The 19,868-nt window shown below is 66.4% G+C and carries 16 protein-coding genes and 1 pseudogene; 8 read left to right on the top strand and 9 right to left on the bottom strand.

Going from position 1 to position 19,868, the window contains the following annotated elements:
• Together ACTIMF_RS17615 and ACTIMF_RS17610 are read left to right on the top strand one after the other, a co-directional pair.
• Positions 1–361: pseudogene (locus tag ACTIMF_RS17615) on the top strand (hypothetical protein); the annotation flags it as partial.
• A 931-nt stretch (positions 362–1,292) separates the two neighbouring features.
• A complete protein-coding gene (locus tag ACTIMF_RS17610; RefSeq protein ID WP_442351576.1) occupies positions 1,293–2,072 on the top strand; it encodes a M15 family metallopeptidase in 780 nt (259 codons plus the stop codon).
• 575 nt (positions 2,073–2,647) lie between these two features.
• On the opposite strand, the gene ACTIMF_RS17605 is transcribed toward ACTIMF_RS17610, so the two are convergent.
• A complete protein-coding gene (locus ACTIMF_RS17605) occupies positions 2,648–2,914 on the bottom strand; it encodes a hypothetical protein (RefSeq protein ID WP_442351575.1) in 267 nt (88 codons plus the stop codon).
• 149 nt (positions 2,915–3,063) lie between these two features.
• Between ACTIMF_RS17605 and ACTIMF_RS17600 the strand changes: the two genes are divergently transcribed.
• The 4 genes from ACTIMF_RS17600 (at position 3,064) to ACTIMF_RS17585 (ending at position 5,138) form a co-directional block, all read left to right on the top strand.
• Positions 3,064–3,612 carry a TetR/AcrR family transcriptional regulator gene (locus ACTIMF_RS17600; protein ID WP_442351574.1) on the top strand — a complete coding sequence of 183 codons (549 nt, stop codon included), beginning with the start codon at positions 3,064–3,066 and terminating at the stop codon, positions 3,610–3,612.
• 26 nt (positions 3,613–3,638) lie between these two features.
• Positions 3,639–4,193 carry a dihydrofolate reductase family protein gene (locus ACTIMF_RS17595; protein WP_442351573.1) on the top strand — a complete coding sequence of 185 codons (555 nt, stop codon included), beginning with the start codon at positions 3,639–3,641 and terminating at the stop codon, positions 4,191–4,193.
• A gap of 95 nt (positions 4,194–4,288) precedes the next feature.
• Entirely contained in the window at positions 4,289–4,669 is a 381-nt protein-coding gene (locus tag ACTIMF_RS17590) for a hypothetical protein (protein WP_442351572.1), read from the top strand.
• Between the two features lie 40 nt (positions 4,670–4,709).
• Positions 4,710–5,138: an acyl-CoA thioesterase gene (locus ACTIMF_RS17585; protein ID WP_442351571.1), complete on the top strand. Its 429-nt coding sequence runs from the start codon at positions 4,710–4,712 to the stop codon at positions 5,136–5,138.
• A gap of 121 nt (positions 5,139–5,259) precedes the next feature.
• On the opposite strand, the gene ACTIMF_RS17580 is transcribed toward ACTIMF_RS17585, so the two are convergent.
• The 6 genes from ACTIMF_RS17580 to ACTIMF_RS17555 are packed head-to-tail and all read right to left on the bottom strand — an operon-like array spanning position 5,260 to position 11,169.
• Positions 5,260–6,462 carry a hypothetical protein gene (locus ACTIMF_RS17580; protein WP_442351570.1) on the bottom strand — a complete coding sequence of 401 codons (1,203 nt, stop codon included), beginning with the start codon at positions 6,460–6,462 and terminating at the stop codon, positions 5,260–5,262.
• 45 nt (positions 6,463–6,507) lie between these two features.
• Positions 6,508–7,638, bottom strand: a complete 1,131-nt coding sequence (locus ACTIMF_RS17575; protein ID WP_442351577.1) for an acyltransferase family protein — start codon at positions 7,636–7,638, stop codon at positions 6,508–6,510.
• Complete coding sequence (locus ACTIMF_RS17570; protein WP_442351569.1) at positions 7,635–8,249, bottom strand: response regulator; 615 nt, start codon at positions 8,247–8,249, stop codon at positions 7,635–7,637. The genes ACTIMF_RS17575 and ACTIMF_RS17570 overlap by 4 nt, the downstream gene beginning before the upstream one ends.
• Positions 8,250–8,253: 4 nt before the next feature.
• Positions 8,254–9,423: a sensor histidine kinase gene (locus tag ACTIMF_RS17565; RefSeq protein WP_442351568.1), complete on the bottom strand. Its 1,170-nt coding sequence runs from the start codon at positions 9,421–9,423 to the stop codon at positions 8,254–8,256.
• A gap of 11 nt (positions 9,424–9,434) precedes the next feature.
• The gene (locus ACTIMF_RS17560; RefSeq protein ID WP_442351567.1) at positions 9,435–10,202 is read right to left on the bottom strand and encodes an ABC transporter permease; all 768 of its coding nucleotides are present in this window, start codon (positions 10,200–10,202) and stop codon (positions 9,435–9,437) included.
• 46 nt (positions 10,203–10,248) lie between these two features.
• Positions 10,249–11,169 (bottom strand): ABC transporter ATP-binding protein, encoded by a 921-nt coding sequence (locus ACTIMF_RS17555; RefSeq protein WP_442351566.1) that lies wholly within the window; start codon positions 11,167–11,169, stop codon positions 10,249–10,251.
• A gap of 150 nt (positions 11,170–11,319) precedes the next feature.
• On the opposite strand from ACTIMF_RS17555, the gene ACTIMF_RS17550 reads away from it, so the two are divergent.
• Positions 11,320–12,573 carry a transcriptional regulator gene (locus tag ACTIMF_RS17550; RefSeq protein WP_442351565.1) on the top strand — a complete coding sequence of 418 codons (1,254 nt, stop codon included), beginning with the start codon at positions 11,320–11,322 and terminating at the stop codon, positions 12,571–12,573.
• 27 nt (positions 12,574–12,600) lie between these two features.
• Here ACTIMF_RS17550 and ACTIMF_RS17545 read toward each other — a convergent pair whose 3' ends face one another.
• Both ACTIMF_RS17545 and ACTIMF_RS17540 read right to left on the bottom strand, forming a co-directional pair.
• Positions 12,601–15,969: an arabinosyltransferase domain-containing protein gene (locus ACTIMF_RS17545; protein ID WP_442351564.1), complete on the bottom strand. Its 3,369-nt coding sequence runs from the start codon at positions 15,967–15,969 to the stop codon at positions 12,601–12,603.
• Complete coding sequence (locus ACTIMF_RS17540; protein ID WP_442351563.1) at positions 15,962–19,198, bottom strand: arabinosyltransferase domain-containing protein; 3,237 nt, start codon at positions 19,196–19,198, stop codon at positions 15,962–15,964. The genes ACTIMF_RS17545 and ACTIMF_RS17540 overlap by 8 nt, the downstream gene beginning before the upstream one ends.
• Positions 19,199–19,348: 150 nt before the next feature.
• On the opposite strand from ACTIMF_RS17540, the gene ACTIMF_RS17535 reads away from it, so the two are divergent.
• A partial coding sequence (locus ACTIMF_RS17535; protein WP_442351562.1) for an aldehyde dehydrogenase family protein occupies positions 19,349–19,868 on the top strand: 520 nt, incomplete at its 3' end.

Genomic DNA, 19,868 nt, shown 5'->3' with positions numbered 1-19,868 from the left:
TGCACTCCGGCCAGCTCGCAGAACGCATCAACGCACTCTGAGATACGAAGAGCCAGGAAACCTCACCTGGACTGTAGTTGCTGCTCCAGGTCTCCTTTCCGACCACTTCAACTCGCTTGGTCACCACAGCATGTCTGCGTTCACATCGGTGATAGCCAAGCCTGGTGCCGCTGGCCAGCACGAAGTTCGCCTTGCCCAGCAGGCGCACATCTACGATGCCTACGACTACGACGAGGGGAGCGGCGACGGTGTGGGCAGCTTTGGCGCCACCATCGCGATCGAGGGATTCCGACTCGGCATAGACAAGTGGTACAAGGTATTCGGACACGGCAGCCAGATCAAGTGGGAAGGACTCCGCTGATCATCGACCACTGGGGGTTAGGTTCCAGTGTTGACCACTATGAGCCGCGTCTCATGGTAACCACGTGCTAAGACTGCGGCGGTCTCACCTTGACTTACGTCGTCTGAAGCAGCACGACCCTCCATACGAGCGACGCGAACTATCGTTCCCGGTGGGCACGAGTATCCTAACCAATTGAGGTCCAGTCGGCTCCGCGGGAGTGTTACAGATTCACAAAACACATCCTGAAAGTCACCGAGCGATTTATAAATCTGAGCACTTCGTAGAGTAATGTAGCTCTTTTCTGATCCGCTCAACCTGATGGCGTACGCGGACATTCCTACGGAGCTGGCTGGCCACTCCCTGCCTTTTACGAATTCAAACCCTGAAGGTACGCCAATATGCCTTCGATTCATCAGATCTAACGCGGAATCATTTCGAAGATCGACCACAGTGGGTTCCTCTAAAGCGCCAAGACCCCACTCTGCGACAGCCTGGCATCCAGTCAGTGTGAGCAGAGCGGTGACTGCAGCCGAAGCAGTCGCGACCCTGTGGGCCGTGCCGCGTAGTTTCCCTACAGTCCTCATGAGTTGTGACTACAGGACCTTGACCAGATACGCAACAAGCCCACGGCCGTATGCGAGAGAGACCCGAGGAAACCTGATCACAAGGATGCGCCCAGTATAAATCGGCCGAGACGCATGGAGATTGAGTGCCGCCCCCCTTCCGACGAACGCGCGCCACCCACGAAGGACATCAGATCCTCGTAGTCCTGGCCGATAACCGTCTCGGCGCGCTAGCGACCGATCCATAGGGTATCGATCGCCCGCAGGCCCACGGCCCCGAGGCCGCGCGGGCCAAGGATCGCTCGACACCTCCCTGGCGGTGGGCAAGAGGCCTCACCGCCCCTTCGCTCGGAAGAGCATTCAATCGTCTAAAGGAAGTGGCTCCATTGAGTTTCCGCACCGTATACGGCTACGCCTGGTCAGAGAACGGATGGCGCATGTGCAACGCCGACGAAACTGTCGTCGTTCGGATAGCCGAGATGCCACTCCGTGTCCGTTCCGGCTACGCGGCCGAAGCACTGGGGGCATGGGCACGGTGGTACCACACCAACGTCGAGCCCATCGACAACTACCAGCCACTCGATGACTGGGGTTGGTCCGCGACCAACGACGTAGCGAACAGCAATCATTTGTCAGGCACAGCAGTCGATCTCAATGCCACCCAATACCCATGGGGGGCCAGAACGATGCCCGCCGATCGAATCGCGAGAATCCGCCGAGGGCTCCAGCTCTTCGAAGGAGTGATCTTCTGGGGAGCCGACTGGGGCAGAGCCGATGAGATGCACTACCAGCTCAACACCGGCACCGCACACATCACCGGAGCCTCAGACCGGCTGGCAGATTTCTGTCGACGCCGAATTCACAATGGACAGCTAGTACAAGGAGACGACGATATGTCGAACGCAGATATCACCAAGATCGAAAGCTTCATAAAGGCTTATCTCGGCCCGAACAACAGCGACACCAAAGACGTACGCCAGCAGCTCACCGGGTCGCGAGACCTGGTCTACGTGAGCGACCCCCACAGCGGCAAGAGAGTCATCGACCTCGATGCGTCCTACCGCGGCTTCCGCCAATCCGGCGGCCGCACCCTGATGGACCTCACGTGCGCAATTGCAGCCCGGGTAGGCGTGCCGAATACCTACGACACCTCTGCCCCCCGGTAGTCGGACAACAAGGAATTAAAGACCATGACCGTGTCACCACCTGCATGGACCGGACCGCCCTTGCCACCCGAGGAGCAGCCCACCCAGGCGCAACACCCCGAGCGCGCGGTACTCAGGACCACCGCCGCAACCAGCGTACCGTTGCTAGCCGTCCTACCCGTTCTCATAGAGCACCTAGGCCGACCGTGGGCAGCGATCTGTTTCGCCACCATCGTTATCGGTACCGCCGCTCTTACCCGAATCATGGCCGCCCCCCGGGTCGAGCAGCTCCTTCGTGCCATCATGCCGTTCCTCGCCGCCGCCCCGACACAGCTTGCGGGACGGCATCGGACGGACCCACCTCGATGATCTTTCCGAGGCCTGCCACCGGAGCTATTCGGGCAGGCGTTCTAGATGCGCCCCATATTGGTGGGCGTACTCCTCGGCTTCATCGCGCTCGTCGGCCGCAAACACCCTTACCTGTGTCGGGCTATCTGGTGGCCTGACGATAGCCACGAGCTCGTGCAGCTTTCGATGTCGACGGTTCCGTGACCTGCGGTCGACCACTCCCCCACTGATGTCTCCGGTATTTTCGGTCACAGCGACTCCTCCTGAACGGTTGCCTTTGGTCTGATCGCGTCACGGCGGACGTACAGAGTGGTGTCGACGTGAGTCCGCTTGTTCGCGCTACTGAGATGGACCGATACGAGCCCGCGCCACTGTCCATCACAGAGGCGCAGCCAAGCCAGGAGGAATCCGTCGATGACAGGCTCAAATCGGATGCCTGCGGCACGGATCCGCAAGGATGGGTGCGGGCCGGACTCGTAGGCAGGCATGCCGGCGTCGGGGTCGATTGATCGCATGTTGACCACGACAGGGATCGGCGGTTCGCAGAGGTGGATGGCTTGGCTGTCAGGAAACCGGCGAAGCCAGGCGGCCAAGCCGATACGCGATTCACACGCGCCGACAAGAGGAGGTTGCACCCATTAGTGAATCTTGATTTACTAACTGCATGGCACGACCACGGCGCGAACCACAGGACGTACTCGTGGACCGCATCGCATCGGCGTTGAGCACACGCGAGCAGCTCGAACCTTGGACGCTAGCCGACATCGCTCCAGCAGCCGGCCTCAGTCCCGCTGGGCTGCTCAAGCGGTTCGGCTCTCGTAGCGGCATTCTCCGAGCCTTAAGCCGCCGCTGGATCGACTCGATACCCGAAGGGCCCCAGGAGGGATCGGCGGCCTCGGAGGAACTGCACGCCTGGGTCGTGAGCCGCTTCACCGCTGACGGGCCACACGCGGTCGCATACGGCCTCGTCAACCTGGTCGATGACCTCATCGATGACGAGTTGCGCGACCTTCTCGCTTGTGGTTGGGGCAAAGAGATCCGCTACCTTGCTTCCCTCCTTGACCGGCTCGACCTTCCCGGCTTGCGCGATCCAGCATCGGGGGCCTCGCTGCTGTTCGACTCACTAAACGGTGCGATGCTCCGTAGCGCCGCCGAAGGAGATCCACCCACAACTACACGCATCCTCGACCAACTCTTGGAGGTATGGACATGAATCGACAGCACGGATGGACCGGACGAGTGTTCATCGGAGCCAGCCTTGATGGCTACATCGCCCGGCCAGACGGGAATATCGACTGGCTCACCGACCCGGCCCCGGGGCCCAGTCACGCAACGATCAACAGCAGCACCGAAGTCGAGGGCTGGGATAGCTTCTTCCCGAGCATCGATCACTTGGTGATGGGGCGGGGAACCTACGAGAAGGTCCTCACTTTCGACGGATGGCCCTACGACGGCAAGCAGGTCATCGTCCTGTCCACCACGCTTGAGACCGACGATAACCGCGTCACCGTCGTCCGTACGCTGGCGGACGCCGTGCAGCGCCTGCACGAGAACAAGGCTGCACAGGTCTACGTCGATGGCGGCCAGGTCATCCAGACCTTTCTCCGCGCGGACTTGATTGACGAGATCAGCATCGGCTGGGCTCCCGTACTCATCGGGTCGGGGCTCTCGCTTTTCGGTCTACTTGAGTCTGATGTCCAGCTTTCGCTGGTCGCCAGCAACTCAGGTGGAGGGATGGTGAATGCGACTTACCGAGTGCATCGCAGACACTCCACCCCTAATCAGGCGAATTGATGGGTCGTCGAGCCCGACGTGTTCCGTCAGAGCTCGAACAGTCCTCCCTCGGATGGGCCTCGCCATCCGTAATCGGCACATACGGGCGGGGTGGATTGACCGAGTGGACCACCGTCCGCGCGATCGCACGCTACCCCGAAGGGGCCACGACACCGGCCGCGATTACGGCCGGACTGTCGACAGCAGATCAGGCAACCGCCGACGCGGCAGCGACTGCACGGCGGTCTGCTGGGTTCCCCGGTCCACTGACTGTGTATCTCCTCGACAGGACCGCAGTCCTCGGTGTCGGAACGGTGGATCTCGGAACGAACTCGGACGGAAAGCATCTCGGACTACGACAAGGGAAGCTTCTCCGCGCCGAACACCACCAATCGAAGATCAGAGTTGGCGGCGGCTCTTCTTGGCTCACCCTCCCCGGCTCCGGCGCGCCCCACCAAGACTTCGCACCGCCATTGATCGACGTGGCCTTCCCGTAGGCCAAGACTGCGTATCCCTTGCCCCCTCATCACTCGGCGGATGGCACCGTCTACATTCGCGTTCGTCGCCCAGGTTCCGGTCCGTTGGTCGGACATGGACGCGTTCGGGCACATCAACCACGCGCGCGTGGTGACACTCATGGAAGAGGCCCGGATCGCTTGGCTGCTCAGCGCGGGCGAGGAATACGCACCCCTCATCAAGAGCGCCATGATCGTCCACGTCGACATCCGATATCAGGGCCAGTTGCGTCACGACGACTCCCCGCTGCACATCGGCATGTGGATCAAGTGCCATCGTTCGGTCGATTTCACGATCGGCTACGAGATCCGCGGCGCGCTGGCCGACGACGCCGAGCGCCCCGCGTGCACGGCGAGCACCCAGATGGCGGTCGTCGACATCGAGAACCACCGTCTGCGCAGGCTCAGCGACCTCGAGAAGGGGTATCTCAAGGAGTGGGGCGCGAAATGAGCTTCCCGTACGGACCAGTCGAGGACGACCCCGCTGGAACGGGTGACACGGGACGGCGACGTCACCGACATCGACGCGAGCCAGGAGTCTCGGACTTTCGGCGACCGGTTCGCCCTCTGACCTACGGCTCGTACCGCTGCGGCAGTTCGCGGCGCACGCCGGGCGCCAGTTGCGCGATGCTGCCCTGCAGCACGTCGCGATAGATACGTAGCTGCTCCTCGCCGCTGCGCACCTGTTGGGACAGGCGACGAGTGTTGTCGGCACCGAGTTCGCGGTCGCCCGAACGCGCAAGGAGGTGGTCGATCCGCTCGTCGATGGTGGACGCCCGGTCGAATTCGTCGAGCAGGCGAAGCTCGGTTGCCGCCGACTCGACGGTCGCCGCGATCTCCGAGAACGCGAGGACTCGATCGATCAACTCCGACCACACGGGACGCAGCGCACTCTCCCGCGCCTGGATGTGTGCGATGAAACCGGCGTCGAATCCGCCGTTGTTCTTCGCCTGGTCGAGGTCCACGCGCAGCGCGCGCAACGCGATGACGTCCGAAGCGATCTCAGCGAGTTCGGCATGCAGGTTCACTTGGACGCGCTGCATCTCGAAATGATCGGACATCCACGCGGGATTGGTACGGATCCGGTCGTAGTAGTGGCCCGCGATGAACAGCAGCGTCTCGTATCCGTCGGCGAACGACGCGCCACGCGAGGTGGTACCCGGAGCCACGGCATCCGGGCCGAACACCTGTGCCGCCATCTCCTCGACCTGTCGGCGTGGGCCGCGCCCGCCGACCTGTCCGACGACGCCGACGAACTTGTCGAACGCGTCCGATCCCGCCCGACGCGCTCCGGTCGGGCGGTACGGGACCGGAGCGCACAGGAGTCCCGAGAACAACTGTTCACGTTCGGCGATCTCGAGGTAGACGTTCTCGCGGCGTTCCCGTCGCACGGCGCGGGTTCCGCTGGGCATCACGCCCTTCGCCGTCACGACGGCTCGCCGCGCGTCCTCGCGTCGACGGTTCAACACTGCCAGGCGCGAGCGCACGATCGGCACGACGAGGCTTGGCAGCACCGTCGTGTCGAGGTACTTCTCAGCGTGCAGAATGCTGCGCTGAACGCGACGCAGTTCGCTGTAGCCGTTCGACGGAGACGGCAACGGGAGGTCGGCCGACGCCCGTCGGACGACAGTCCCCCGCGCGGTCGGAGTCAGATAACCCGATGCGATGAGCAGGCAGGCGAGGTCGGAGAGTTCGGACGGCTGCCCCGGCACCCGGGCCTCGTTCGTCCATTGCCGTAGGTCGGCGGCGGTGACCGAACGATCGGGTGCAGACATGCCACCATGCTACCGGCGTCGCTCCTGGACGTGAGGAGGTCCGCGTCACCCGCTCGCGACGCGCCACAGCGGTGACGTCGCCCGATGCAGCAGCCAGGCGATCGGAACGCTGATCGCCGTGGTGACCAGAAACGCCACGGCCACCGAGCCGGTGAAGATCTGATACCCGAGCAGGTCCATCACGAGTTCCAGGACCATGACGTGGACGAGGAAGAACTCGTAGGAGATCTCGCCGAACCACACCATCGGACGCGACCCGCACAGTCTCGACCACCGGCTCGGCGAGCCGCCGACGAGCGGGCCGATGAGACCGACGGCCACCACCGCGTACAGCAGGTGCTTGCCGACCGCCGCGCCCGCGTCATTCGGGACGATCGTCGGCTCGCCCGCGAACGCTCCCGCCGACAGCGCGAAGGCCACGACGGCCACCGCGACGCTCGGCGCAGTCGGCCAGGACCGCACCAGTCTGCCGATCACGGCGAGCAGCATGCCCGCGACGAACCAGATCGCAAACGTCGGGGCCCACAGTCGGGCGGTCGGGTCGACACCGTCGTCGTGCGTCACCATCGTCCAGATCGGTGAGAGGAGAAGGAGACCGCCGAGCACCGCGATCAGCAGGTCCGGCCGCCACCGGTCCCGGCATACGTAGCGCGCCAACGGCCACGAGATCAGCGGCAGCGCGATGTAGTACGCGATCTCGGCAGCCAGACTCCACATCTGGGTGAGCCCGGTGTGCAGATGCCCGAACCCGTACACCTGCGTCAACGTCAGATTTCGGACGAGGCCGGACCAGCCGTGACCGAGGTCGGACGAGTCGGTGCGAAACATGAAGATCAGGTAGACGGCGGCGACGGTGATCACATACGCCGGAACGATGCGTCGCACCCGGTGCCAGGCGTACCTCCTCAATCGAGGATGGTCGCCGGCCTCCGCCTGCAGCGACCGCACCCACGGTGAGAACAGCAGATATCCGGACAGGACGAAGAAGATCGTCACCCCGACCTCGAATCGCGCGAACAGCCGACCCACGTAGTCGTCGGTGTAGTGCCCAGTCCAGAACGCCGCGTGGGTGAGACAGACGGTCAGCGCGGCGACGGTGCGGATGCCGGTGAGCGCGGGCCTGCGCGTTGCGGGGCTGCGCGCAGGCGACCGGGCGTCCCCGGTCGAGGCAGTCAGATCCAGCCCCTCTCATGCGCTACTCGCGCAGCCTCCGCCCGCGTCGACGTCCCCGTCTTTCCGATGGCGGCCGACAGATGATTGCGGACCGTCCCCTGCGAGAGATGCACTCGGGCCGCGATCGCCGCGACCGTGCCGCCGGACAGCGCCTCGGTCAGCACGTCCGACTCCCTCGGCGTCAACGGATTCTCCCCGCTGGCGAGGCTCTCGGTCGCGAGTGTCGGATCGACGACGCGCAGCCCCGCGTGAACGCGACGGACGGCGTCGGCCAGTTCTGCTGCGGGCGTGTCCTTCACGACGAAACCGGACGCCCCCGCGCCGATCGCGCGCCGCAGATAGCCGGGTCGGCCGAACGTCGTCACGATCAACGACCGCACGCCGGGGAGCGTCGCCGAGACCTGCGCCGCCGCATCGATGCCGTCCATCCCGGGCATCTCGATGTCGAGCACACACACATGCGCTCCGGCGGCCCGCGCAGCGTCGACGACCTCGTCGCCGCGGCCGACCTGGGCGACCACCTGCAAGTCCGACTCGAGATCGAGGAGGGCGGCGAGTGCGCCGCGAACCAGCGCCTGGTCGTCGGCCAGCAGCAGCCGAATCGTCTCGCTCATCGGTTCATCCCATCATGTTCGATGTGGCAGCGGTCGACGTGGAGACGGTCGCGGTGACGACGGTCCCGCGCTCATCGGACTCCACACGCAGCGCACCACCAGCGTCGGCGACTCGCTCGGAGAGTCCCCGCAACCCGTTCCCGTAGGTGAGCATCGCCGAGCCGCCCCCGTCGTCGGCGACGGTGATCTCGTCGCGGCCGACCCGCACGCGACACGACGTCGCCCCGCTGTGCCGGACGACGTTGGTGACCGCTTCGCGCAGCACCCATGCGAACAAGGTCGCGTACGGGGTACGGACATCGGCCGGGTCGGGCACATCGGCGACGATCCCGGCCGCAGACAGCGCGCTGGCCGCCGACGCGAGACCGCTCGGCAACTCCGGCATCCGCAGCCGACCGACCGTCGAGCGAACCTCGGCCAACGCTTCGCGTGAGAGCGCGTTGACCTCGGCGATCTCGGCTTTTGCACGTTCCGGATCGAGATCGACCAGGCGCCCCGCGAGTTCGGTCTTCACCGAGATGACGGTCAGCGAGTGCCCGAGGATGTCGTGGACGTCGCGGGCCACACTCTCACGTTCGGCCACCACCGCCAGTTCGGCGTTGAGCTCTCGCTGCCGGTCGGCACTTGCGGCTCGCTCGTACTCGCGTTCACTGGCCGCCCGGATCGCGATCATCGTGGTGCCGATCGCCACCATGATCGCGAAGGTCCCGAAGTCGACGTCCCAGCCGAGCAGTTTCGGCACCACGTACACCGCCGCGATCAGACCAACGATGACGATCACCTGCAGCCGTCGGGGCGCGGTGAATGACACGACGGCCATGAGGAAACCCGCGAGGCCGAACGCGTCCTCGTGGATGATCGGGAACATGAGCCCGGCCAGGGCGATCAACACCCCGGTGATGTACCAGCGGGCCCGGTCGTAGTCGCCGTCGCCGCGAGGCGCCGAGTTCATCAGAAGGAAGCACGCGACGAGGTAGACGAGGGCGAACACGCCGAGGTCGACGAACCCCAGAACTCGGACCAGGACCGAGTTGTCCGAGGTGGCGATGGCGATCACCGGGTACAGCAGAAAGATCATCCAGACAGCGCCGAATGCCCAGCGCCACTGGCGCCAGGGCATCCGGTCGTCGTCCCGAAGCTTCGCGATCCGCTCGCGAGAGAGGACAGGGCTCATCGACGGTTCTCCTACTGGCGGTTGCTACTGCGAGAGTAGAAGAACGCCGCTGCCACGGCGAACGCACTAGCCCAGAATACGATGTTCGCGATCATCACCCACAGCGGAATCACGGTGCCGTACACCGTCATTCCGTCGTCGAGCGGGTAGCGCGCCAACGACACGACACCGAACATGGGGGTGAACTCGGCGATCCGCAGCATTGCGCCGCTCAGCGGGACGAACACATTGCCCGCGAACGCCAGCAGGGCGAGGATGCCGCCGAGGACCTGCATCGCGCCGTCGGACTTGAAGACGCTGCCGAGCGCGAGGCCGAGCGCCGCGAACAACCCCGAGCCGACCCAACCGACACCCAGGCACGCGATCCAGACCACGGCGGGCGCGCTCGCGCCGCTCAGCGCACCGACGACGGCCAAGACCACGACGGGCAGTGCACTCATCGCGAGGGCGAGGGCGATCTTGGTCGACACGTACCCGGACGGCTTGAGCGGCGTCATCATGAGGGTTCGCGTCCATCCCGCTTGTTGTTCGATGGCGACCGACGCCGCATTGGAGGCCGCAGCCAGAACGGCACCGTAGACGGCCATTCCCACGAGGACGTAGAACGCGACGTTGCCTTCGCCGACGCTCTCCTCGTTCGACTGGGTCGCACCGAATACCAGGTAGAGGAGTGCGGGCATGGCGATGGTGAAGATCATCGCGCGGCGGTTCCGCAAGACGCGTCGGACGTCGGCTTTGAGGTAGGTCGGCGCGATCGCTGCGCCGGTGAGGACAGACATGTCGGATCCTTTCGAGATCTGGGAGAGCTGGGTTGGTCGGGTGGGGTCAGGGCGATGCAGTCAAGGTGACGAACGCGTCCTCGAGGTTGTGCGCAGCGATCTCGACGTCACGTGCCTTGGTGCTGGTCAGTAGGTGACGGGCGAGACAGTCCGAGTCGGCGAGCGACATGTAGAGTCGCCCGCCGCGCTGCTCGCGGACCTCCAGGTCGGGGAACACCCGACGCAGCCCGGGCAGGGCCGCCTCGTCGAGGACGGCGGACACGACACGGCGACTGGCGCGGGTGCGGATCTCGGCGGTGGATCCGTCGGCCACGATGGTGCCGCCCGCCATCATCACGATCCGGTCGGCGAAGGCGTCGGCCTCCTCCAGGTAGTGGGTGGCGAACACGACGGTCCGGCCACGCCCCGCGTCGGCGCGCATCGCGGCCCAGAACGTGCGCCGTGACTCGACGTCCATTCCTGCGGTCGGCTCGTCGAGGACGATCAGGTCCGGATCGGGTAGGAGGGCGAGCGCGAACTTGAGACGCTGCTGTTCGCCGCCGGAGCAGCGCGACACCCTGCGGTCGGCGAGGTCGGCGATTTCCGCGCGCTCCATCACGGCGTCGACGTCCGCGGTCCGACTGTGCAGGGAGGCGACGACGGCGACCGTCTCGCCGACGGTGAAGTCGTCCATCAGGCCGCCCGTCTGCATGACGGCGGCGACCCGTCCCGCACGCGCCGCTCGGCGGGCCGGGCTGCCGAATACACTCACCTCGCCGCTGTCGGGGGCGGTGAGGCCGAGGATCATGTCGATCGTCGTCGTCTTCCCGGCGCCGTTGGGTCCGAGGAATGCGACGACCTCTCCGGGATGGACGACGAGGTCGATCCCCTTCACTGCGTCGACCACGGCGCCCTTGGGCCCGTGGAACCGCTTGGTCAGTTGCGTGACGTGGATGGCAGGTACTGGGTTTGTGACATCTGGGCTCATACCTTCACGATTCCGCTCCGGCGGCCCCGAGACCTCGCGCAGATGTCACCTCTTGCACATGACGTCTGTCAGGGGTACTGAGCCTCTACGTGACGACGATCACGGAGTGTTTGGCACAATTGGTGAACAGAGTGCGACCGGAGGAATGCGATGTCGGATGGCGAGGCGACCGTCACCCGGGTGAAGCGCGCCTACGAGCAGTTCCTGTCCGGTGTCAATCCACCCGAGGGCACCGTGCGCTCGCTGGTCCAGGAGTCGTGGGTCCGGTCTCGTAGCCGCGGCGTCGCCGACGCCCCCGACGTGACGTCGGGCGCCATGTCCGACAGTGACTTCTCCGAGTACCGTGCCGCGCACCGGCTCGCCCAGGTCCGACCGTTGATCACCTCGCTCATGCTCGACGACATCGCAGACGCGGGCGTCGTCGTCGCCCTCACCGACCGCCGCGGACGCCTCCTGTGGGTGGACGGCGATCGGTCGACGCGAGGAAAGGCGGCGAAGATCAACTTCGTCGAAGGCACGCTGTGGAGTGAGGACCAGGTCGGGACCAATGCTCCGGGACTCGCCCTCAACTTGGACCGCGGTGTCCAGATCATCGGCCCCGAACACTATGCGAGCCCGGTCCAGACGTGGAACTGCGCGGCGGCTCCGGTCCACGATCCGACGACGGGTGAGGTGATCGGCGCGATCGACGTGACGGGCGGCGATGCGGCTGCCGCACCGTTCGCGCTCGCCGCCGTCCGATCGGTCGTCGCTGCCGTCGAACGAGAATTGCGTTCGGTCGCCGTCGACCTGTCCCCCGCCGCCGTACTCGCCGGGTCCCTCGCGTCCCGGTTGACCGTGCTCGCGGGCGAACCCGCATGGCAGGCGCCGGGCCGGGCCAAGCATGTGTTGTCGCCCCGGCACGCGGAGATCCTGCTCCTGTTGCACCTGAATCCCGATGGCCTGTCGACCGACCGGCTCGCCGACCTGCTGTCCGACGACGATCTCGGTGCGGTGACCGTGCGCGCCGAGATCTCTCGCCTGCGCCGCGAGGTCGGCGACGTGCTCGCGTCCCGCCCCTACCGGCTCACTGGCGACGTGACGTCGGACGTCACCGATGTCCGCGACAGCATCGCCGCGGGCAATCTACGCACGGCCGTGTCGACGCTCGGACGCGGAGGCCTCCTCGCCGACTCCCTGGCGCCCGGAATCAGCGATGCGTTCGACGAGGTCCGTGAGGATCTGCGGTCGGCCGTCTTCGCCAGCCGCGACGTCACCGCCCTGCAGGCGTGGGCGTCCTCGCCCCACGGGCACGACGACTTCCAGGCGTGGACGGCGCTGCACCGCTCCCTGCCGTCAGGCCACCCGGACGCCGCGATCGCCGCGGGCCGGGTCCGGTTGCTGAACCGTCGTTTCGGAATCTGACCCGACTCTGCAGCGAGCCGAACCCGGCTACTCCGAGTTCTTGTACGGACGCATCGGTCCGGGCGTCCACAGACCACCGTGCTTGGTCTCGCCGACGTCCAACTGCGCGGTGACCTGCGGAACGAGTGGCACGAAGCGACGCAGCGTGCCCCAGTCCTTGGCCCACGCGTTGCGCAGGTAGCCGGGCTTGGTGATCGACCGCAGCGAGTTCTCGGTGATCCCGAGCGGGCCGCCGTAGTCTCCGGCCATCCAGCGCTGGGAGTTGACGCGTTCGCCCTCGGCGTCGGGGGTGATCCGCCACTGTGGCACCTCGAGCACGCCGTTGACGGCTGCGGCTGGACGCTGGCACGGGAACGCCAACGCGACCTCCCAGTCGAGCAGGACCGGAGCCTGGCTGCCGACCAGCGCGTTCAACGTCGTGAGATCCGTGACGCGCGGCGGCGTGACGGCCACCCACTGGTTCGGCGCAGGCGAGACGTCGTCGGCGACGACTCGCACCGTCGTCGCACGCGGCGGCGCATCTTTCAACGGGAAGCGCAGGTTTCGCCATTCGGGGGCTCCCCCCGCGTCCAACGGTGTCATCGACGCAACAGTCTGCACGGACCCGTCGCGGTCGACGCGACCGAACTCCAGGCGCACCTTCTGTCCGGTGTTGACGACGTTCCAGTCGTCGATGTACTCGATCTGTCCGGCGACCGACATGGTGACGAGCGGGGCCTTCTCACTCCGTTTCGGCAACGCGTACCAGTCAGAGGTGAGGTTGCCACGCGCGCCGGGCGCGCCGTATGTGCCGAGCACCGGGACTCGCTTCTGATCGAGTCCGAACGGAAGCTTCACCGAGGAGCCGTTGATGCCTCGCGTGCCGACGTTGCCGCCACCGGTGTCCGCCGAGCCCGCGTCGTTCGACGTGTCCTCGGAGTCGTCGTCGCTGGACTGCTGGATGGCCCCACTCGAACCATCGTCATCGGATTCGGATTCCTGCGAGTCGGCGTCCAGGTTGGCGGACACACCGTCGGGAGTGAATCCTTCGGATCGTCCCGCCAACGCCGCAGCGGCGCCGACGCCATGCTGGCCCTTGACGTCGGCAGGCGCCAGCAGGCCCTCGTTCGGGTCCGCTTCGACGAGTACGTCCTCGGCGAGCGCACACGGCTTGCCGCGGAACGAGTCGGCATTGGAACTCGTCCACGTCCACGAGTCGCTCAGCGCTGCCTTCGCAAACGAGGCGAACGTGAACAGCAGGACGATGGAGCACACGATCGACAGCGAGTAGGTCGGCATCCGCCCGACGAGTCCGGTCCGCGGCGGCGCCGGTTCGAGCCCCGACTGATCGAGCTGGTCGTCCCGGTAGTACTGCCAGACGCCGAGCAGCGTGATGGCGACCGCGATCAACAGGATCGGCCAGAACAGGCCGATGCCCGCGATGTGCGGGGTGTCGTCCGACCACGGGATGCCGTAGCTGCCGACATACCACCACTGGTTGCGCCCGGCGAACGCGACTGCGAGCGCGTAAGCGGCCGCGGCGGCGAAGAACGTGCGATTGCAGCGCCGCGTCAACACGGCGGGCCGCACCATTGCAGTAGCTGCCGCCGCAAGGACACCGGTCAGACATGCGATGGCGCCCAACTGGTGGGTGGCCTTGGTGGGGACGAACGCCAGCACGGCGACGGCGCCCGCGACCACGGCGATGAGCCGCCACAGCGGCGAACTCGGAACTCCCGGGACCCGTCGCCGACTCAGCAGGACGAGCACGATGAGCAGCACGGCCAGGATCGTCACGAAGATGCCGATCCGACGCGCGATGGAGCCGTCGGGGGTCGGGTTCAGCAGCACGTAGTAGCGCATGCCCTCGTTCCACCACTTGTTGGTGGGTCCGACGATGCCCTGGACGCGGACGCCCTCCATGATCGACGCGAGCGTCTGGTCGGCAAATATCTCGTAGAGGACCGCCAACCCGGATGCGACGAGCGGCATCAGCATCGGCAGCCACCCGTCACGTCCGCTGCGAGTCTGCAGACGCGCGATGAGCGGACGCAGTCCGGCGAGCAGGGCCACGGCGGCGATCGCACCGACGGGATGGATCGTCAGGGTCAACGCTGCGGCGATGATCGCCAGTGCCCACGGGACGAGGCGACCGGTTGCGATTCCGCGTTCGACGAGGATCCAGGTGGCGAGAATGCCGACGGTGATCGCCGGTTCCACACGTAGACCGTTGTTGAACGGCAGCCAGACCGCGAGGAAGGCGAGCGCGGCCGCCCAGTAGGCGGCGTGCGACGTGCGGACCGCGCGTCCAAGGCGCGGCAACGCGAACCGGCTGATCAGGAACCAGCCCGCGAGACCGAACAGGAGTGGCAGGAGTCGCAGCCACGGCACGGACGTGCTCACCTGCATCCACAACGACAGGTATTGATAATGCCAGCCGAACGGGTCCTGCGGCACACCGAAATAGCGGTAATAGTTGTCCAGGTAGCCTGCGCCCGGCGCGATTCGTCCGACGGTCACCTGGTAGCCGTCGTCGGCGGTGTTGCCGCCGATGAACAGCCAGACTGCGAGGACCGCGGTGACAAGCACGTCCGGGATCTTCGGTCGCCACCAGCCGCGGGCCAGCATGCGGCGCAACTTCTTCCCGTCCCGGGCGTCCAGGACCGCGAGCGCCGCGATGGACGCGAGCGTCAGCAGGACGCCTGCGATCAGCAGCGCGCCCTTGAGCGTGGTCGGGCTGGAGATGAATCTGGTGTCGACCGTCGAGTGGAAGCTCAGGCCGTCGGCCGACACTGTCTTCGGCAGGTCTGTATAGACGCCGATGATCTGCGGGCGCGTGTTCGGGTCGGGTGCATCGAACGTCGTCTGCGCATCGGGATCGGCGAAGCCCTCCAGCGCGCCGCGGGTCCCGTCGGTGTCGGCGTGCACCACGATCCGGCAGTCCGCTGATCGCTGCGCGCCCGCGCGCGGCACGTTCAGCACGACGGCATTGCGCTGCGTCACCAGGATCCGGTCGGCGGTCGCACGGACGAACAGACCGACGGTCCCGGCTTCCTCTCCCGGAGCGGGCACCGTCGACAGCAACACCCCGCCGCTCGCCGGGAGACCGGCGGCGAGCCGACACGGCACGGCGAGATCCATGTCGACCGGCACGTACGAGACGTTCGGGGCCGCGACGCTCTGCACCACCGGCGACGAACCCTGCTCGGTGGCCTGCGGCCAGTTCAGTTCGGTCTGCGTGTACGAAACCGGCAGGATCGGTGCGAGGACGGCGAGCAGGGCACCGAGCACACCGGCCACCACTGCGACGATCTTGGCGATCTTCACGGTGCGCGCACTCGGCCCGGCCGACCGGTCGGCAGCGGTCTGGTCGGTGGCGTCCTGGTCGGCAGGTCTCACGTCATCCACTTCACTCATTCGGGGACACCGCCCTGATCGGTCCGGTTCGGTGCCAGCCCCATCCGGTGCTCGTACCGGTGGTCAGACTGGCCTGCGGCGCGCCGGGCATCAACGGGGTCAGCTTGATCAATGCGCCCCAGTCCTGATGCCAGTCGTTGTCCAGGTAGGTCGAGGCGGTGGACGGCTGGGTCACCGCGTCGACGGCACCTTCGATGCCGCCGCCCGAGATGTGCTGCCACGACTTCGACTTCGATCCGGCAGTGATCTGATCGGGCGAGATCTGCCAGGCCGGAACGTCGAAAACGCCGTTGCGCGCCGTCATCGGTTGCTGGCACGGGAACTGGGCGCCGACCGACAGGTCGAGCAGCACCGGTTGCTCGTGACCGACGACCTTGTCGAGCGTCTGAAGCCGCGGTGCGCGCGGCGGAGTGACGGCCAGCCATTCGTCGGGGTTGACGTTGGAGTCGTCGGCGACGATACGCATCGCCGTCGCGTCGCTCGGCACCTGCGACATCGGTACCCGCAGGTTGCGCCACGGCCGGTTGGCTCCCCAATCCGGGTCGATCGGGGTCGCCTGGCCGACTTTCTCGAAGTCGGCCCCGGCGCCTGCGCGCCCGAATTCGACGATCAGTGATCGGCCGGGGCGCGACGCGTCGTCCTCGTCGATCGAATGGATCGAGCCTGCGGCCGAGATCACCAGGAGCGGCGAGACGTCCCGCGCGGGCAGGCCGTACCAGGACGACGTCAGCATCGCGGTGCCGTCGTCGTACCCGTAACTGCCCAGGACCGGGGTGGTGCCCGGGTTCAGTCCGAACGGCAGCGCCGCCGTCGATCCGTTGACGGTCTCCGGACCGCGGCCACCGGTGGTGCCCGGGGTCCCGAGGGTCACCGAGAACGACTGCGAAACCTTGCGCCCGGTATGGATGGTTCCGGCGCCGATCCCGACGTTCTCCGGGACCAAGTCGTCGGCGACACCGTTCGGGGTGAAGCCGCGCGACTCGCCCGCCAACGCCTTCGACGCGTCCGCGGTGCCGATCGGGGTGAGCATGCCGTCGTTCGAATCGGGTTCGACGAGGACGTCGTCGGCCATACCGCAGGCGTCACCGGTGAGCGAATGCAGATCGGCGGACAGATGCGAGTAGGTGTCAGACCGGGCGGCCGCTGCCCGCGCGAACAGCGCGAACTCGGCGAGCAGGAGCGCGACCACGATGATCAGCATCGGGGCCGACCGCACGGCCGAACGCCACCCAGACCGCTCCGGGACCGGCCGCGGCGGACGCACGTGGCACCAGATCGCGGCGAGGAAGCAGATCCCGGTCAGCACCAGGACGATGGTCGGCAGCGGTTGTCCGGCCAGTCCGGGGATCTTGTCGGACCAGGAGATGCCGAGGTCGAAGCTCCAGCCCCATGCGTTGGCGCCCGCCGTCGCGCCTGCGCACGCGAGCATGAGCGCGGCGAGATAGATCCAGAAGTCGCGGGCGCTGCGACGAGCCTGCTGCGCCATCACGACGGTGACGACGGCCGCGAGCGCCGACCCCAAACCGGTGTAGATGCCGAACTGGACGGTCCACTTCGTCGGCGTGAACGACAGCAGCAGCACGGTGAGCAGCGTCGCGCCGACGAGACGCCATACCGGTCCGCGAGCGATTCCCGGAATGTGCTTACGGCGCAACAGCACTGCGAGAGTCGCAAGGAGCGCGAGGATCAACATCAGGACCGGGAGCCGTCGGGCAAGCGCTCCGTCATCGTGCGAGAGCGTCAGGAAGTAGAACCGCAGCAGTTCCTGGTACCACGCAGCAGTCGGTCCGGCGGTGTACCGGACTCGGATCGCTTCGGCGACGGCGGCGATGGTCTGCTGACGGAACACAACCATCACGACGAGCGCGAACGCGGCGCCGACGGGTGCGGCCAACGAGAGCAGTCCGACGTCACGGCGGCGAGCACGGACGACGCGCAGCATCGGCCGCGAGCCCGCGATGAGGACGGCGACCGCGATGATTCCGTGGGGTGCGACGGCAAGCGTCAGCCCGGCGAACAGTGCGGCGAGCGCGGCAGGCAGGAGTTGGCGAGTGGCGACGGTGCGCTCCACCATCCACCAGGTGAGAAGCGAGCCGAGGACGATGACGGTCTCGCTGCGCAACCCGCTCGCGAACGGCATCCAGAACGCGACGAACACCGCGGCCGCGGTGAAGACCGCGAGATGAGAGCGGTGCAGGGCTACCCCGAGCCGCGGCAGGAGTACGCGGGACAGGATGAACCACGACACCAGACCCGCGACGAGCGCAGGGAGGCGCATCCACAGGGTGGCGGTAGAGATCTCGGCCCAGTGGCCGAGGAACGAGTAATACCAGTCGAACGGCGCCTCGGGGACGTTGAACCAGCGGTAGTAGTCGCCAAGGAATCCGGCGTCGTCGGCGTTGCGGCCCATGGTCAGGATGTAGCCGTCGTCCGACGATCCGGCCCCCAGGAAGTGCCATACGACAAGCGCTGCCGTCACCAAAACATCCGGGACGCGCGGGATCAGGAGTCGCCAGCGGCCCGCGGGCGCGAACCGATGTCGGTATCCGCCGAGCACATCGAGACGGTATGCGGCGAACAGCGCCGCGAGAGCCGCGATCACGCCGGCTATCAGGACGAGCCATTTGAGGACGGTCGGAGTCACGTCGAACCGGTTGTCCACATCGACGTGCACGGCCAGACCGGACTGCTGTGCGGCGTGGACCTGGTTCGCGTCGAGGCCGGTGAACACGCCTGCCACGATGGGCTTCTGCGCATCATCATTGGTCACGGCGGGTCCGAGACCGACGAATTGCGCGAAGACTGTCGGCCCGTCGGTCCAGACGTGGAGGCTCTTGGCTCGTTCCACATCGGCCCGGGTCGCCGACGCGACCTCGGTGCCGCGCACGACGACCGAAGCACCCTTCTCCGACGCCGTGATCGCGAGGGCGTTGTCGCGGAATCCCTCAGCGGACGACGGCATGGTCGCGACGATCGTCGTCGACTCGTCGTGCATGAGCGTGTCGCGCCCGATACGCACGTCGAGCCCGGCGGGAGTCTGAGTGGCCAGCGGCGCGACGACGGACCCGTTGGCCGGGTCGAGTCGCTGTCCGGCAGGCCAGTCGATGGTCGCGTCGTGCTGCGTGACCGGCAGGAACGGGGTAGCTACCGCTGCTGCGATCGCGATCACCCCGGCTACGGCCGCGATGATCGCGTACGTCCGAGCGCGCGCTGTAGTCGGAGTAGGCATCGCGTCGATGCTAAGCCATGCAGCCTGAGTCTTCGGTGAGTGATCGGCCGCAGGCGGCGTTCGCGTTGCAACGTCACTGCAACCATCACGAGCCTAGTGTGTGCCTCACATCACTAACTGTCCGCAACGTGACATGAGGAGGAGTCCGCAATGACGGTCTACGCAAAGCCGGGTACCGCTGGTTCGGTCATGAGTTTCGAGTCTCGCTACGACAACTGGATCGGTGGCAAATGGACCCCGCCGGTCAAGGGTCAGTACTTCGAGAACCCGTCGCCGGTCGACGGCCAGACCTTCTGTGAGGTCGCACGATCGACGGCCGAAGACGTCGACCTCGCACTCGACGCCGCGCACGCCGCAGCACCCGCATGGGGCAAGACGTCGGTCGCCGAGCGCGCCGTGATCCTCAACAAGATCGCCGACCGCATCGAGGAGAACCTCGAGAAGATCGCCGTCGCCGAGAGCTGGGACAACGGCAAGGCGATCCGCGAGCCGCTCAACGCCGACATTCCGCTCGGCATCGACCACTTCCGCTACTTCGCCGGCGCGATCCGGGCGCAGGAAGGGCACCTGTCGCAGATCAACGAGGATCTCATCGCGTACCACTTCCACGAGCCGCTCGGCGTCGTCGGGCAGATCATCCCGTGGAACTTCCCCATCCTCATGGGCGTGT

The sequence above is a fragment of the Gordonia sp. (in: high G+C Gram-positive bacteria) genome, assembly GCF_052106715.1.
In the GTDB taxonomy this organism is placed as follows: Bacteria; Actinomycetota; Actinomycetes; order Mycobacteriales; family Mycobacteriaceae; genus Gordonia.
This window is presented reverse-complemented; position numbering and strand designations above follow the sequence as displayed.